The following is a 16,002-nucleotide window of genomic DNA, read 5'->3' on the forward strand; positions in this document are numbered from 1 at the left end:
AATGCCTGAACACCTGCCCAAGGCCTCACCTCGTGTTTTTTCAGCCTTGCTGGGACGCCGGGCGCTTCTGAGCGGACTATGTGGCGGCGCGATTGCCACCAGCCTTGCCAAGACAGGAATAGCCAAAACAGAAAGAGTCCGCACTCTCGCAAGCCAGCCGCATTCCCCTGCCTCGGGCACCTTGCCCGATGCCTCCCGGTGGCCGAGCTGGGCCCCTACCCCCGAAACAACACGCCGCAAGCTGGCCGTGCTGCGCCATCAGGCCATCAGCCTGCGCCAGTTTGGCGCCACGCTCGACGGCAAAAGTGACGACACGCCCGCCTTTGTCCGCGCCCTGGCCGCAGGGGTACACGCCCTCCTTGTCGATGGCCCTGCCCGCGTGACCGGAACCATCTGCGTTGACCGCCCTCTGGCCATCTTCGGCTCTGGCGCCGGGCCCCACCTCGTCTGGGACGGCATGCCCCGCGATGCCATCTTCACCGTCCGCCGCCAGGACAACGACCCGGCCCTGTTCGTGCATGACGTTGCCCTTGCAGGCCTCCACGCTGTCCGTGCGGATGGGCAAGCCCCCGGCGGCATGCTAGTCCGGGCCATCAACGTACGCGGACTGACCATAGCCGATTGCCGCATGATGCGGATGAGCCTGGCCTACGTCAGCCACGCCCGCATGAGCGCCTACGACCGCACCAAGGGCTCCGAAACGGTCGACCCGGCCGTACTCGCCGGCTTTTCGGCCAGCGACGTGAACGACCTCAACGAGGACATCGCAATTCTGGGCAACGAGGTCGACTATGGTACCTACATGGGTAGCATCATCCGCTTCAACTTCGCTCGTCGCGTCCTCGTCCAGGGCAACAAGGGCCGCTTTGCCCGAATCAGTTGGTGGGGGGGCGGAGCCAAGCGACTCCAAGGGGGGATGCCCCAGTTCCTGCGACGTGTGCGCGACGTCTACATTGCAGACAACACCATCAGCAATGTGAACGGCGGCATTTATGGAAACAACGGACAGTCTATCGCCGTCGTACGCAACATGGTGTCAGATACGACCGATGTCGGCATCGACTTCGAAGGATGCATCGACTGCATCGCGACCCTGAACCATTGCCGCAATGCCGGAAATTTTGTCTATTCTGCTTTTTACATGGCCCGTAACGTGCGCTTCGAACGCAATTACGGCGAACAGGATGGCTCGGCGGCCGACATCAATGACCGCCTCGGTTCCGACCCTATCGGCACACCGCGCGGTGTCTGCCTGGCGGCGCTGCGCGGTGCCGGTTTCGCCAACACGCCCGATGTCATCGACGTGACTTTTGCCGACAATACGTTCGTCTTCAGCGGCCATGACGGTCTGGGGCGATGCCTGTCCGGCGCATTCAATCGCCTTGCCTTTATCGGCAACACCATGCGCAACGTGGTATGCGACATCAGCACCCGGACGGGCGAAGCTGTCATCCTCACCGGAAACCGCCTGAACTTCGACAAGTCTGCAACCAATCCGGTGACCATGCTCGCCGCATCGGCAGCCAAAGGGCAGATCAGCGACAATATCGTAACCATTGAGGCCGCCCAGCCTGCCGGATCGGTCGCCATCGCCTATGCGTTTCCTGGCAACGGCCCTACCGACATCGCCCTGACCAACAATCTGGTTCAGGGCGCCCACCCGCTTCCCATTGCTGTGGCGGCCTCTGGCGCCCGACTCTCGGGCAACAGAGGAGCCCCCGTGCGCACCGGCGCAATTTCCGGAGCAACCGTGCTGATCCCGAAATTTTCAGAATAGTGCAATAAATTGAATGGAAAATCCTCAATTCACCACATGTCATTTCAAAAAGTAGATTTACAAAAACGGAATCAAACCCCCTTAAAGGCTTGCCTAAAGCCCATCATTATGCTGCGATGAAATAATAATCCGCACGAGGCAAAATGCATATCGGATACCGAAGTGACATCGACGGACTGCGCTTCATCGCCGTCGGGTCGGTCGTCCTCTTCCATGCCGGCCTTGGCAGCATGTCTGGCGGATTTGTCGGTGTCGATATCTTCTTCGTCATATCAGGATATTTGATTTCAGCCGGTCTATTCAAGGATGCAGAGACTCAGGGCATCTCCATTGCCCGCTTTTATGAACGCAGGATCAAGCGAATCATTCCTGCCTATGGCGCAGTCATCCTCGCCGCACTGCTTGCGGGCCTGTTTCTGCTACTCCCTTCCGAGTTGACCGATCTGGGCAAGAGCGCACTGGCTGCCACGCTGTTTGTCGCCAATATCCATTTCTGGACCGGAGCCGGTTACTTTTCCGGTGATCCACTGAGTCACCCCTTGCTGCACTTGTGGTCGCTGGCGGTCGAGGAACAGTTCTACATCGTCTGGCCGGTTGCCGTACTGCTGCTCTATCGCCTGGGTCTGGCGCGCTGGCGCGTGCCAATGATCGTGGCAACCCTCGTCATTACACTGGCCGCTTCACAGCTGATGCTCGGATACTCGGCCAAGACCGCGTTCTACATGGCTCCGCTTCGCGCCTGGGAGTTACTGACGGGCGCACTGCTGGCTTGCGGGCACTGGCCCCGCCTCAAGTCCGGCTGGATCGCACACACCATCGGAGCCGCAGCGCTCGTCCTTATTCTGGTGCCCATCTTCACCTATACCCAGGCCACACAGTTTCCCGGCGTCGCAGCAATCCCGCCGTGCCTGGGAACCGCTCTGGCGATCTACCGCGACGAACGCCATCCCTCGTTCCTGGCACGCTTGCTCTCGCACAAAATCCCCGTTTTCATCGGCACGATCTCCTATTCACTCTACATCTGGCACTGGCCCATCCTCTCGTTCGCGTGGATCGCACGCGGCAGCCTGCCCACGGGACCCGCGCTCTGGGCCCTGCTGGCCCTGACGCTGGCGGTATCCGCGCTCTCGTGGCGGTTCATCGAACAGCCCTTCCGCACCCGGCGCCAATCCCGGCCCCCGGCACAATCTCGGCCAGACCGGACCAGGCGCACTCTGGCTCTGGGGGGCGCCGCGCTGACCATGCTGGCCGTCTTTACCGGCAGCATGGTCGCCCTCCATGGACTCCCCGGCCGCCTGCCACCACAGGCAGCACGGATCGACAGTATCGTGCGCGCCCCTTATGCGACGCGCGACGGGTGTGTCTTTTCCGACAGGGTTCCTGCCGACGCAGGACCACGGTGCTTTGCCAGCGCCGACCACACGCCGGGCGCCAAGATCGTACTCTGGGGCGACTCATTTGCCGGACAGCATATCAAAACCATCGAGCAGCAGTTCCAGACCGCAGGCCAGAATGTCGTCTCGGTCATTGCCACAGGGTGCAGCCCGCTACCGGGAACAGGGCAGTATTTCGGCAAAGGCCGCGCTGACACGCGCTGCGAGCGCATGAACAGCGCAATCCTCGATCAACTCCAGAACCGCCATGACATTCGTGGCGTGATCATCGCCGGGCGCTGGTCCAATCTGTACGGGCTCCAGGCACCGGGCGGCGCCTTCGACCCAACCGCCCGCTTCCTGACCGACGCGAACCATCCTCATCGCAGCCTGAACAGTTCACTCGGCGCGATGGAAGCCTCGCTCGACCAGACCCTGACAATACTGCGCGCGCGCAACATCGCAGTCGCCCTGCTGCGCGAACCGCCCCGGTACCCGCAGGCCGTACAACCATGCATCGCCCGCGCGCTCTGGCATAGCCTTTCGCCCGATCGCTGCGCGATCACCACCATCGACGAAGACAAGTTCAGGGGGCCGATCAATGCGATTTTCACGCATCTGGCGACAAAGCATCCCGACGTGACCATTTTCGATCCCGCCCCACATTTGTGTCCCGACGGCCAGTGCCGCGGCTTTCGTGATGGAATCCTGCTCACCCACGATCTCGAACATCTGACCCCGGCGGGCAGCAAGGTCGCCCTGACCGGGCTTGCCCTGTTCCCAGCTCGCCACCTGTTTCAATGACAGACAATCAATACCATGCGCCAAGCCCCCATGCGATACTTGCCATCGACCGATCAAGTCTCCTAAATATAACATTAACCGGAAAGAAGCCTCCAGCCCCTGGGGCCATTACACCAATGACCCCAAATGGAATTTCCAGGCATGCCTGACATGAGCACGATTCGTTTCCAAGGGCTCAGACCCACAATACATTCGGCATTTCCCCCTGCCTCACCCCGGTTGCGTTCACAACTGCCGGTCATTGGCCTCTGCCTGCTGATCACCTTCAACGTCGCCATCCCCAAGGGCGGTATCAAGGTGTCCGATCTCCCGCTTACCTGGGGCTATCTGTTGCTGCTCGCGATGACCCCGTTTGCCGGAATTGGATTGCTGGGTCGTCGCAACATCTCGCATGCGCCGCTGATACAGGCCTTCGCCTGTTTCCTGCCAGCCGCCGTGCTGATCATGGCCAAGGCCTTTCTCTACCACCTGCCGACGCAAGTCTGGGCAGTCTACATGACCGTCTTCGGCGTGCTGACAAGCGCGATCCTGATCACGCTGGCGCCTTATCTTGAAGACGTTCCTGCCGAAACGCTGGGCACATTCCTGCGCTATGCAATGCGTTTCACGGTACTCTGGGGCCTCATGAACTTCGTTCTGCATATCGTGACAGGCCTGTTCATCGAGATTCCCTATGTCACCGTCAACGCCGCCGATGTGGGCGAGATCTTCAGCAAGATGAACAATCGCAGTGGCATGATGAAGCTGGTCTCCACGTTCAACAACGGCAACATCTATGGCGTGTGCATGGTGATCATGACGCCGATGTACCTGTTGTTCGAAAAAAACCGCATCTTCACAGGTCTTCTGTTCGTGGCCTTGGTCTGCACGCTCAGCCGCACGGTATGGTTCGGCATGGTGGGTATGGGGCTGCTGATGATCCTGGGCGGACAGATCCGCTTGGCCAATCCGCTCGTCTGGCTGGGCCTGGCTGCGGGGATACTGGGCGTGATCGCCCTGATGCCGATGATGGGCTGGACACCCGACAAACTCGTCGACACCAACCTGGGCGGGCGTTCGGCCTATTTCGACACCTTCGATTTCACCCTGCTTGGTGCAGATCACATGCGGGTGCCCGAAATGGTCTATTTCGGCTTCGCACAAAGCTTCGGCATGCTGGGCATGCTCTTCCCGCTCGCCGCGATGGCCTTTGCCCCGGCCTATGCGCTGCTGAACTGGGCCACCCTCTCCCCCTTGCGCCGCGCCGCGGCCATCGGCGCGGCCAGCTATCTGATCGCCGCACTCATTGACGGCGCTTTCATCCTGCCGCCCACGTTCGTCCTGTTCCTGTTTGCTTCGGCCATGGTCTACCGGCGCGGCCTCCATCCCGATGCGCGCCTACCCATGGGACCGGCTATCAGCCTTGACCGGCTCCATCCCACGCTCCTGCAACCGGTCATGGCCGGGCGGCTGGCCTCGAGCAGGCTCCCCGTTCAGTGACCCTGCCCGAGGCTGCCAGCGCCGGTACGACACGCCCACCCGATGCTCTCAAGGTACTCCATATCGCGCAGATGCTGCCCGGAGGCATCATCTCGTACATCGAGGAACTGTTGCCCACGCAAATGGCCCAGTTCGGGGCTGAAAACATCATGGCCCTCGTCGCGACCAAGGATGCAGAACTGCTTTCAACGATGGCCCCCGGAACGGTTCACACCTTTCCCAAGAGTGGTCGCTCGCTGCGCGAGCTCTATCGGTTCGCCCGCCGGGCTCTTGCCGTCGTGCGCGCCGAACGCCCCGATATCGTTCATCTTCATAGCACTTTTGCGGGGCTGTTGCGCCCCGTACTCATGCTGTTGTCTGGCAAATCTCGTCCGGCCATCGTCTATTGCGCCCATGGCTGGGCCTTCAACATGCGCACGGAATGCTGGAGGCGATACATCTATGCCATGGTCGAGAGGGTACTGGCCCATTTTTGCGACCACATCATTTGTATTTCCGCCTTCGAATATCGCAGCGCCCTGGCGCGGGGGATCTCTCCCTCGCACATGACGATGATCGAGAATGCGATCACCAGCCAGCCCCAGTCGCCCGGCAAGGCCCCGTTTCGCGCCAGTGCAGGAATCAACCTGCTGTTTATCGGTCGCTTCGACAAACAGAAGGGGTTCGACATCGCCGAGGCGGCCATGGCACAGTTGAACGACGTGCCTGTCACGCTTCATGCCGTGGGCGGGTTCGTGGTCAATGGCACTGATATCGTACAACGGCAGTGCAAGACCCTGCCCAACATCGTCCACTATGGCTGGCATGATCGCCGGGTCGTCTACGATTTCATTGAGCAGGCCGATGCACTGGTGATCCCCTCGCGCTGGGAAGGCTTCGGCATCGCCGCGATCGAGGCCATGCGCCAGGGCAAGCCGGTAATTGCCGCCGATGTCGATGCCCTGCCCGAAATCGTCATCGACGGAGTGACCGGGATCATCGTCCCGCCCGAAGATCCCGATGCCCTGGCCCATGCCATTCGCGGTCTCGACCGTGCAACCCTGGCACGACTGGGGCGCGCGGCCCGGACACACTTTCTCGAATGCTTCACCAGCGAGCGGCTGAACCGCGAAATTCTCGATACCTATCGGATGCTGCGCAAGGGCTGACCACGCTGTCGGTATCAGTCCCCCGCCCGCTCGGCAAAGAAGGCGCGCAAGGCCGCTTCATCAGCCGCCACATCGACCGGATTGTCCGCCCAGCCTCGCAAGACCCGGCTGATCCGGCGCTGCCCGAACAGGTCGGCCACGAACAGCGAAGCCCCGAAAGCCCCCAGATCGAGCAGCGCAGTAGAAACAGGGGCAAGGAAAGCGCGATAACCATGAGCCTGGGCATGGGGGGCTATGCCATGCGGTTCGGGCGCCAGGGTCACGCCTGCGCCCCCCTCCCCGACAATCGACGCCAGCAGAGCCGGAAGCGCAGCCTTATCCTCGCGTGGGTGGGGCAAATAGCGTACCGGCCAGGGGGAAACCCCGGCAATCGCGGCAAGCCCGCGCGTCCATACCGCGCGGGAAATCAGACGATCCTCCACCAGCGGCGAACCGATCACCAGAACCTGCTCTTCAGGCGCGGCCAGAACCGGACTGGCCAGTGTCAGATTGCGGGCCGCAAACCGGTCGCGCACCAGCATCCCGCCACGGTCGGCCCGCCGCACGAGCGCCCCGCGCGGATAGAACCCGGCCAGGATCTGCACACAGCCACGCGCCGCATACCAGAGCGGAGTGGTCAGATCGACATAGTGGGAGAGGCCTTCCTCCCATAATTCGACCTTGCCGCGATACCAGGCAAGGATCGAGCGTTCGAGCGGCTCGCCCTCCAGAAACAGGATCAGCCGCCCGATGCCCAGGGCTTCGACGCGCTTGCGCACATCCCTGTAATACTGCCGGTTGGCACGCACGTTGCGCACAAACCGCAAGGGATGGGGATCGAGCCGCGCCTCGCGCCCCAGGAACAGGCCCCGCCCCGGAAAAGCAGCCTCAATAACACCAGCCAGTCGTTCATCACGAAACAGGACAATATCGATGCCCGGTTCGTTTTCCTGCAAGAGTCCCAGATGCAGACTCGAACGCACCAGCGCAGCGTTCATGCCTATTTTCATACGGAAACCCCCTCCTTTTCTCACACGAAACTGCCCGTCTTTCTCCACCGCAAACTTTATTTATCGCAGGAAGCCCTTGCCGGTAAAATATGCGATGCCTAGAGTTCCATTCAAACTTATTGTGCATTTTTCACGCATTTCTTGGCAATTGACTCCTCAGCACGCGATCACAGAACAAATATAAAATCTCAGGGCGCTTTGTTGATGAATGCATCTGGTCTTGTACAACAGCAATATCGTTTCAGGCCGGGATGGAAGGATTCGGGTTTGCGAAAAGGGAAAAATTCCGAATTTTCAAGAAGGCCGGTTGCATGATCATCGACCGCAGCACGGCGGCCTATCGTGTCTTTGCCGAAGACACGATTCTCGTCGGCCTCCAGAAGATCTCGGCCAACAAGGCCGGCTTCGTCATCGTGGTCAGCGAGAGCGGGCGCGTGGTCGGCACGGTGACCGATGGCGACATTCGCCGCTGGATGGCCGCGGCCACCCTGATCGACGTGAACCTGCCGATCCAGGCCATCGCCAACACCGCCTTCACCCAGTTGCCGTTCCAGACCCCGCGCGACCAGATCGCGGGCAGGCTCGATTCCAAGGTCCGCTTCATCCCGCTGGTCGACGAATACCAGCACCTGATTGCCATCGCGCGTCAGGGCGAGGCCGAATTTGCCATCGACGGGCGCCTGATCGGGCCGGGCCACCCCAGCTACATCATCGCCGAAATCGGCAACAACCATAACGGCGATGTCGAACTGGGCCGCCGCCTGATCGATCTGGCCGCACAGGCCGGGGCCGATTGCGCCAAGTTCCAGATGCGCGACATGGCCAGCCTCTATGCCGCGCAGGGCAACCCGGACGATGCCAGCCAGGATCTGGGCGCACAGTATACGCTCGACCTGCTGGCCCGCTTCAACCTGGGCGTGGACGACCTCTACCGCCTGTTCGACCATTGCCTCGCGCGCGGGATGACCCCGCTGTGCACCCCCTGGGACGAAGCCTCGCTGCGCGCGCTCGAAGCCTATGGCATGGCCGGCTACAAGGTCGCCTCGGCCGATTTCACCAACCACGACCTGCTCACCGCGATGGCCCGCACGGCCAAGCCGCTGATCGCCTCGACCGGCATGTCGAGCGAGGCCGAGATCATCGCCTCGGTCGCCCTGCTGCGTCAGGAAGGCGCCTCGTTCGCCCTGCTGCACTGCAATTCGACTTATCCCGCGCCCTACAAGGACGTGAATCTGGCCTACATGAACCGGCTGAAGGAACTGGGCGATTGCCCGGTCGGCTATTCGGGCCACGAACGCGGCTGGTTCGTGCCGGTGGCCGCCATCGCGCTGGGCGCCAGCGTGATCGAAAAGCATTTCACCGTGGACCGCGCGATGGAAGGCAACGACCACCGCGTCTCGCTGCTGCCCGACGAACTGCGCGCCATGGTCGAGGCGATCCGCGCCACCGAACAATCGATGGGCACCGCCGCCGAGCGCGAGGTGACGCAAGGCGAGATGATGAACCGCGAGGTTCTGGCCAAGAGCCTTCATGCCGCGACCGACATCGCGCCCGGCACGGTGATCACCCATGCCCATATCCTCGTGCGCAGCCCCGGACAGGGCCTTCAGCCCAACCAGCGCGAGGCCCTCGTCGGCCGCACGGCCACCCGCGCGATCAGGGCGGGAACGCCGTTCTTCCCCACCGATATCGAGGATCGCCGGATCGAACCGCGCGCCTTTGCCTTCGCGCGCCCGTGGGGCATTCCGGTCCGCTATCACGACTATCGCGCGATGCTCGACCTCGCGCCGCTGCCGTTCCTCGAATATCACCTTTCCTACAAGGACATGGACGAAGACCTGCGCACCTGGTTCGATGCCCCGCTGCCGATTTCCTTTGCCGTCCATGCCCCCGAACTTTTCGCCGGGGACCACGTGCTCGATCTGGCTTCTCCCGACGAAGCCTATCGCGCCCATTCGATTGCCCAGCTCCAGCGCGTGATCGATGTCACCCGCGCGCTCAAGCCATGGCATCAGGGGCCCGAGCGCCCGGTCATCGTCACCAACATGGGCGGGTTCAACGCCAAGGGCTTCCTCCCGCGCGAGGAACGCGCAGCCCTCTATGACCGCATCGTCGACAGCCTGTCGCGGCTCGACAGCGCAGGCGTGGAGATCATTCCCCAGACGATGCCGCCCTTCCCGTGGCATTTCGGCGGGCAGAGCCACCACAACCTGTTCATGGACCCCGACGAGATCGTCGCCTTCTGCATGGCCAACGACATGCGCGTGTGCCTCGATCTTTCGCACTCGCAACTGGCGTGCAACCACTTCGGCTGGTCAATGAGCGAATTCTGCCGCAAGGTCGGGCGCTATGCCGCGCACCTCCATGTCGTCGATGCCAAGGGCGTCGATGGCGAAGGGCTGCAAATCGGCGAGGGGCACATGGACTTTGCCGCGCTGGCGCAAATCCTCGACGAGACCTGCCCGCAGGCCTCGTTCATCCCCGAGATCTGGCAGGGCCACAAGAACGGGGGCGCGGGCTTCTGGCAGGCGCTCGACGCGCTCGAACCGTGGTTCGGCAGCGCCTCCCCCGCGCAGCAGGCCTGATCCCGATGACCGATCTGGCGTCTCTGATCGTGCCGGGGCTGGCCTATGGGCTGACGCTAGGCCGGGGCGGCTCGCAGGGGCTTCCCGGCAAGAACGTTCGGCCATTGGGCGGGCATCCGCTGATCGCGTGGTCAGTGGCGGCTGGCCGCCTCGCGCAAGGGGTCGCGCGGGTGCTCTGCTCGACCGACGACGACGCCATTGCCCAAGCCGCGAGGATCGCCGGGGCCGACGTGCCCTTCCTGCGCCCCGCCGCCTTTGCCACCAGCGCCGCGACCGACCTCGACGTGTTCACCCATGCGGTCGAATGGCTGGCGCAGGCCGAGGGGCGCCTGCCCGAATTCTTCGTGCAACTGCGCCCCACCCAGCCCTTTCGCGAGGCGGGCTGGATCGACGAGGCGCTCGCCCGGATGAAGGCGGACCCGGCAATCACCTGCATCCGCACGATCGCGCCCGCGCCGCACACGCCCTACAAGATGTGGCTCGCCGATGACGCGCAGCGGCTCTCCCCGCTGCTCACCCTGCCGGGCGTTGCCGAACCGTTCAACATGCCGCGCCAGTCGCTCCCTACGGTCTACTGGCACACCGGCCAGCTCGACGTGATCCGCACGCGCACATTGCTGCAAGGCTCGATGACCGGCGAGCATATCGAGGGGCTGACCGTCCCCATCGAAAGCGCCGCCGACATCGACACCCTGCTCGACTTCCAGATTACCGAACTGCGCTTTGCCGAGCAGATGCCCGCCGCCCTGATCGACTGGCTGGCCCAGCAAACACCCCGCACATTCCTTTAGAGCCCGACCCAAAAGTCCTTCGGGTCGGTTTGGCGGGTCTTTTGCGCCACCACGGCGTCGGCTGTTCGCCACGATGCTTCCAGCATCGCTGGGCTCTCAGCCTCCTTGTGGTGACCCAAAATCCCTCGCCAAACCTCCGTCGTCCGACTTTTGGGTCGGGCTCTTAGTCCGAAACAGTCTTGCGCCTTTCAAACACGGCGAAGATGTCGAGCGCCATGCCGAACCGGCGGCGGACCATGAATGCCAGCAGGCTGTTCCACGCAAACTGCCCCAGAACAGCCCCAATCGCCGCGCCCACATGCCCCACCAAAGGCACCAGCGCCAGACATGTGACGAGGTTGATCCCCAGCCCCACCACCACGCCCCTGAGCGCGTCCCGCTCATGGCCGGTCATGGTCAGGACCATCGGGACCGGCCCGGTCATCGTATTGATAACATAGCCCAGACACATGATCAGCATCGCCCGATAGGCCTCGTCGAAGCCGGGAACCAGCAGCCCCAACAGCCAGTGCCCGGCCACGCAATAGGCCAGAGTGACCGAGATCGAGAGCGCGCAGGCGACATACGTCGTGCGCAAGGCAGCGCGGCGGAAGCCCTCCATGTCCCCCTTGCGATACATCTCGGCCAGAATCGGCCCGAGCGGCAACTGGATCACATTGAGCGCGATCGCGGCGAACAGGGCAAAACGCCGGGCAATATCGAGCAGGCCCACTTCTGCATTGCTGGACAGTGCCGCCGTCACCACCAGTGGCACCTGCTCGTTGGCCACGAACATCAATTGCCCCACCCCCAGCACCATGGCCGCGTGAGCCCAGGCCCGGCGTGTCTGGCGCGAAGGCAGGGCCGCCTGCCCCGTCGCACCGCGCGCCACGCGCCGGCGTACCGCCAGCGCGCCCAGTGGCCAGACCAGCACCAGCCCGGCCACAAACGTCGCGATCCCCAGCGTGGCACTGGGCCTGAACATCACAAGCAGAACGAGGAACAGGCCCAGATTGAGCACCGGAGGCAGAATTAGCTGGAACACCTGCCCCTGCGACACCCTGCCCAGCCCCCGCAACGAGCCCTGAACCAGCCGCAGATGTGCCGTCATCGCAATGCCCACTGCCTCGAACAGGATCGTACTGGCCAGCCCCTGCCCCCTGAAGGCCTGGTATGCCAGCGAAACAGGCACAAACAGCAAGAGCATAAGCCCCGTCGTTCGCCAGACCGCACGCGGCAGGGTATGGGCCAGAGCAGCCTCCTGCGCGACATCGCCGGCAGCCCGCGCCGCCACGAATTCACGCGTGGCGAGCATGTCGTAGCCCAGGCTGCACATCGGCGCGAACAACGTGACATGGGCCACCACGGTGGCATAATCGCCATATCCGGCAGGCCCGAGCAAATGACCGAACAGGAATGCCGTTCCGAGCGTAACCCCCAGACGCAGCACCCAGACCCCGCCAGAGCCCAGAACCCCGCGCAAAAGCCGCGCCATCGGCCCGTTCCCGGACATCCATCCCGCCGCCAATCGCCCGACCGCCATGCGGCGCCTACCCACCCGTCCTGACCAGTTGCACATCCGAGAGCCGCACATCGACCCCCGGCTCCACCCAGAAAATCAGACCTTGCGCCTGACACGCACCATCGACGACCACATCGCGGGCATAACGGCTCGAAGCCCCCCCGCCACGGGCCTGCTCTCCCAAAAGCTGCCCCGGTTCGGCTGCGCCGCGCCCAAGGTTGCAGCCAAGGCCGACACGGACCATCGCGGCCTGCGTCACAGAGAGATCGGGCATCGTCCACGTCAGACGATAACGCCCCGGCCTGAGCACCAGCACCTGACGCAGCACCGGCCGTGAAATCGCACCGCTTACCCGCACCTCAAGCTCGCGCGAGGTCGCATCGAGCGGGGTAAGCGAAAGGGACACATCGCCGCGACTGGCCACCTGCCAGTCGAAAGCACGGGTTCCGCCCTGAGCAGTCACGTCGAAATGGGCAAATCGGCCATCGTAGATCAGCGCATCACTCGCCCCGCAGGCCTTGCGCCAGATCGCCTCGGCCTGAGCCACCATCGAGGCCGCAACCAGGGCATTGACCATGCCTGCCATCGCCGGACAATCGAGCGCCTGCCCCGGCACCTGCCCGATTACATCGAGCCGATTGGCAAGATCCTGCGCCGAAATCTCGGCAGGAGGGGTCAGAAAGGCCGGAGTCCAGCCCGGATGCGAGGTCATCTGCCGGGCCAGCGCAGCACGGCCCTGCGGCGTGGCGCCGACGGCTGCAAACAGATGATCGCGCGCATCGAGTCCGGGACTCTGCCGCAGCAGGGCATCCATACGCTGCGCCGCCATGTCGGGTTGCCCGAGTTGAAGGCTCTGCCCGATCCAATAGACCTGGGTAAACGGATCACGCCAGCCCATCGTGGCCGAGACACGAAAGGCTGCATCGGCACCGGCCACATTGCCCTGCATCATCCGCGCCCATCCCAGACGCCCGACGACCGCAGGATCGACCGGGTCGGACAATAGCGCGCGCGCCGCCATCGCCTCGGCCAGACGTGGATTTTTGGCGGCCAGCGCATCGTCAGCAGCCCGACGGGCCGCCATCGTGTCATAAGGCCAGTTCATCGGGCCCACGACGCGGGAATCGAGAGTCGATATCCGGCCCACCCCGCTGACCACCGCGACCACCGCATAACCGAGCAGCAGCACGGCCAAAACCACACGCAACACCAATCCGCGGGTGCCGCCTGCAAGGTTCGATACCGGCGCCCCACCCGATGGCACTGCAATATCCCACGCGGTTTCGGGTTCAACTCCCTCCCCGGCCTGCACCATCACTTTTGCGTTTCGGACGAATAGTGATAATAGTTATAGTCATAATATTCGGAATAACCATTCCGCGCCTTGGCCGGGTCAAACATCGTCAGGACGGCGCCCAGAACATTGGGCTGCATCGTGCGCAGGCGGCGCAGCGAGGCGCGCAGCGATCCGCGGCGGCTGCGATCCGACTGGACCACCATCACGACGCCATCGACGACAGCCGACATCAGCGGCGCGTCGGCCAGGCCGAGCACGGGCGGGCTGTCGAGGATCACCACGTCGAAACGCTCGCGCAGGGTGTCGAGCACCTGATGAAGGCGCCCCGCGCTCAGCAGTTCGGTCGGGCTGGGCGGAATCGGGCCCGAAGTGATGACCTGAAGCCCCGGCGTATCGGTCGGGCGCAGCACGTCGTCGATGCTGTCCTGCGCGGTCAGCAGGCTCGACATGCCGTGTTCGTTGGACACGCCCATCGTGGCATGAAGGGCCGGACGGCGCATGTCGACATCGAGCAGGACCACGGTACGACCCAGACGGGCCAGACCCCTGGCAATGGCCAGACTGGTTGTCGACTTGCCTTCGGCCGGCTGCGAACTGGTGATCAGCAGGGTCTTGGGCAGGCCGCTGGCCGTCGAATAGAGCAGCGCGCTGCGCAGCGAGTTGTAGCCTTCGCTGACCGCCGACTTGGGATCAACGAGGGCATCGGCCGGCGTGCCATCCTGCGCCTTGGGGATGACCCCGAGCAGCGGCATGCCCAGCTTTTCCTCGACATCCTCGGGCACGCGCACCGCATCGTCGAACTGGAAGCGCACCAGCACCACGAGCGCGGCAATCACGATGCCCGCGACCAGACCGATCACCAGATTGTTGACCAGAATCGGCGCGCTGGGCTTGGTCGGCGCATCGGCGGCATCGATCACCGCGATGTTGCTCGCGCTGATCCCGGCGGCAGCATTGAGTTCCTTGTAGCGCTGGAGCAGCCCGTCATAGAGCGCGCGGTTGGTGTCGGCATCGCGCGCCAGCAGGTTGTAGCGGACCGAAAGGTCCTGCTCGGCCAGCGAGGAGCCCTTGAGCTGCGAGACTTCCTTCTGGAGGTTGCGCTCGGCATTGAGCGCCGCGTCGTACTGCTGCCTGACCGAGGAGCGCACGGTCTGGGCGACAGCCGTGATCTGCTGGTCGATGGCTGCGATCTGGGCCTTGAGCTGCACCACCGAAGGATAGTCGTCGAGGTGCTTGATGCGCTCGCGCTGAAGGTCGGACTGGGCATGGGCCCGGTCGGCCATCAGGGCGGTCACGGTCGGATTGGCGAGCACTTCGGGCGCGCTGAGCAGGTTGGCACGCGACAGCGAATTCCAGCGCTGCTCGGCCGCCACGCGCGTGGCGGTTGCCTGGTTGGCCGCCGCATTGACCTGAAGCAGGCTGGCCATCGTCACCGTATTCACGTCGGTGCTGGGCTGGTCAGTGCCGGTGGTGACCGTGGCGTCGCGCATGCGAATGATCCCGGCATCACGGGCATAGGCATTGAGATCGCGCTCGGACTGTTCGAGCTTGGCCTTGGCTTCGGCGAGCTGACCGGCGATGAACTCGCGCGCATAGGCCGAACTGTCGTAGCGGCGTTGCAGGTTCGACTGGATGAATTCGCTGGCCCAGGCATTGGCGATCTGCGCCGAGAAAGCCGGATCGATGCTGGTAAAGCTGATCGTGGCCAGACGCGAGGACTGCGGAAGATCGGCCTTCACCGCATCGAGCAGCACATCGACGGTATATTTGCGCGCGTCGTCGGCCGACATGCCCTGATCGGGGGCGGACACGCCCATCGCCGCATAGAAGCGGGCATTGCCGATCAGGCGCAGGCGCTGCGCAACGCGCTCGGCGATGCCGCGGCTGCCCAGGATATCGATCTGGGTCTTGAGAAAGCGGTCGGTGTCCTGCGCAGCGACGGCCTCGCCCGAAGTGGCGTCCTGGTCGTCGGCGAGCACCTGGGCCGACTGGTTGTTGATCTGCACCGAGACTTGCGCGGTATAGCGCGGGGTCTGGAGCATCGTGAGCGTCAGCGCCAGCGCGACACAGACAGCCAGGATCAGGCCGATCAGCCAGAGGTTGGCGCGCACGACCGTAAGGACCTTGCGTATGTCGAACGACGGGCCGTTTGCCCCGAAATCCTGCCCGCCGGCAAAGGAACCACCGGCAAAAGTATCGTAAGGCGAACCCGCAAGGGGGCCATCGAGCGGAGCGTGGGATGGGAGAGTCTGCACAGT

General features: G+C 63.5%; 10 protein-coding genes. 6 read left to right on the forward strand and 4 right to left on the reverse strand.

The genetic code is table 11. The annotated features are described in order from the left end of the window. The first annotated feature begins 1 nt into the window (after position 1). From SBI20_RS08605 to SBI20_RS08620, 4 genes are all read left to right on the forward strand, one after another. Positions 2-1,777, forward strand: coding sequence for a hypothetical protein (locus SBI20_RS08605; RefSeq protein WP_317974645.1), 1,776 nt, complete (start codon positions 2-4; stop codon positions 1,775-1,777). Positions 1,778-1,920: 143 nt separating this feature from the next. Next, on the forward strand, positions 1,921-3,954 hold the full coding sequence (locus SBI20_RS08610; protein ID WP_317974646.1) for an acyltransferase family protein: 2,034 nt from the start codon (positions 1,921-1,923) through the stop codon (positions 3,952-3,954). Between the two features lie 219 nt (positions 3,955-4,173). Continuing rightward, entirely contained in the window at positions 4,174-5,433 is a 1,260-nt protein-coding gene (locus SBI20_RS08615; protein WP_317974647.1) for a hypothetical protein, read from the forward strand. Beyond that, positions 5,430-6,581: a glycosyltransferase gene (locus tag SBI20_RS08620; protein ID WP_317974648.1), complete on the forward strand. Its 1,152-nt coding sequence runs from the start codon at positions 5,430-5,432 to the stop codon at positions 6,579-6,581. Before SBI20_RS08615 ends, SBI20_RS08620 begins: the two co-directional genes overlap by 4 nt. Before the next feature lie 14 nt (positions 6,582-6,595). Here SBI20_RS08620 and SBI20_RS08625 read toward each other — a convergent pair whose 3' ends face one another. Then, the gene (locus tag SBI20_RS08625; RefSeq protein ID WP_317974649.1) at positions 6,596-7,558 is read right to left on the reverse strand and encodes a hypothetical protein; all 963 of its coding nucleotides are present in this window, start codon (positions 7,556-7,558) and stop codon (positions 6,596-6,598) included. A 323-nt stretch (positions 7,559-7,881) separates the two neighbouring features. On the opposite strand from SBI20_RS08625, the gene SBI20_RS08630 reads away from it, so the two are divergent. Together SBI20_RS08630 and SBI20_RS08635 are read left to right on the forward strand one after the other, a co-directional pair. Further along, on the forward strand, positions 7,882-10,155 hold the full coding sequence (locus SBI20_RS08630; protein WP_317974650.1) for an N-acetylneuraminate synthase family protein: 2,274 nt from the start codon (positions 7,882-7,884) through the stop codon (positions 10,153-10,155). A 5-nt stretch (positions 10,156-10,160) separates the two neighbouring features. Next, positions 10,161-10,946: an acylneuraminate cytidylyltransferase family protein gene (locus SBI20_RS08635; RefSeq protein ID WP_317974651.1), complete on the forward strand. Its 786-nt coding sequence runs from the start codon at positions 10,161-10,163 to the stop codon at positions 10,944-10,946. Between the two features lie 163 nt (positions 10,947-11,109). On the opposite strand, the gene SBI20_RS08640 is transcribed toward SBI20_RS08635, so the two are convergent. The 3 genes from SBI20_RS08640 to SBI20_RS08650 form a co-directional block, all read right to left on the reverse strand. Further along, complete coding sequence (locus SBI20_RS08640) at positions 11,110-12,420, reverse strand: lipopolysaccharide biosynthesis protein (protein WP_317974652.1); 1,311 nt, start codon at positions 12,418-12,420, stop codon at positions 11,110-11,112. Positions 12,421-12,475: 55 nt separating this feature from the next. Further along, complete coding sequence (locus SBI20_RS08645) at positions 12,476-13,654, reverse strand: hypothetical protein (protein ID WP_317974653.1); 1,179 nt, start codon at positions 13,652-13,654, stop codon at positions 12,476-12,478. Positions 13,655-13,761: 107 nt separating this feature from the next. After that, positions 13,762-15,999, reverse strand: coding sequence for a GumC family protein (locus tag SBI20_RS08650; protein WP_317974654.1), 2,238 nt, complete (start codon positions 15,997-15,999; stop codon positions 13,762-13,764). Between the last annotated feature and the right edge of the window lie 3 nt (positions 16,000-16,002).

Origin of the sequence: Novosphingobium sp. IK01 (assembly GCF_033242265.1) — a bacterium.
GTDB classification, from domain to species: Bacteria; Pseudomonadota; Alphaproteobacteria; order Sphingomonadales; family Sphingomonadaceae; genus Novosphingobium; species Novosphingobium pituita.

Bases quoted from the DNA above. Each gene is read 5' to 3' on its own strand.
- SBI20_RS08605 (WP_317974645.1), top strand. From the start codon at position 2: ATGCCTGAACACCTGCCCAAGGCCTCACCTCGTGTTTTTTCAGCCTTG.
- SBI20_RS08610 (WP_317974646.1), top strand. From the start codon at position 1,921: ATGCATATCGGATACCGAAGTGACATCGACGGACTGCGCTTCATCGCC.
- SBI20_RS08625 (WP_317974649.1), bottom strand. From the start codon at position 7,558: ATGAACGCTGCGCTGGTGCGTTCGAGTCTGCATCTGGGACTCTTGCAG.
- SBI20_RS08630 (WP_317974650.1), top strand. From the start codon at position 7,882: ATGATCATCGACCGCAGCACGGCGGCCTATCGTGTCTTTGCCGAAGAC.
- SBI20_RS08635 (WP_317974651.1), top strand. From the start codon at position 10,161: ATGACCGATCTGGCGTCTCTGATCGTGCCGGGGCTGGCCTATGGGCTG.
- SBI20_RS08640 (WP_317974652.1), bottom strand. From the start codon at position 12,420: ATGGCGCGGCTTTTGCGCGGGGTTCTGGGCTCTGGCGGGGTCTGGGTG.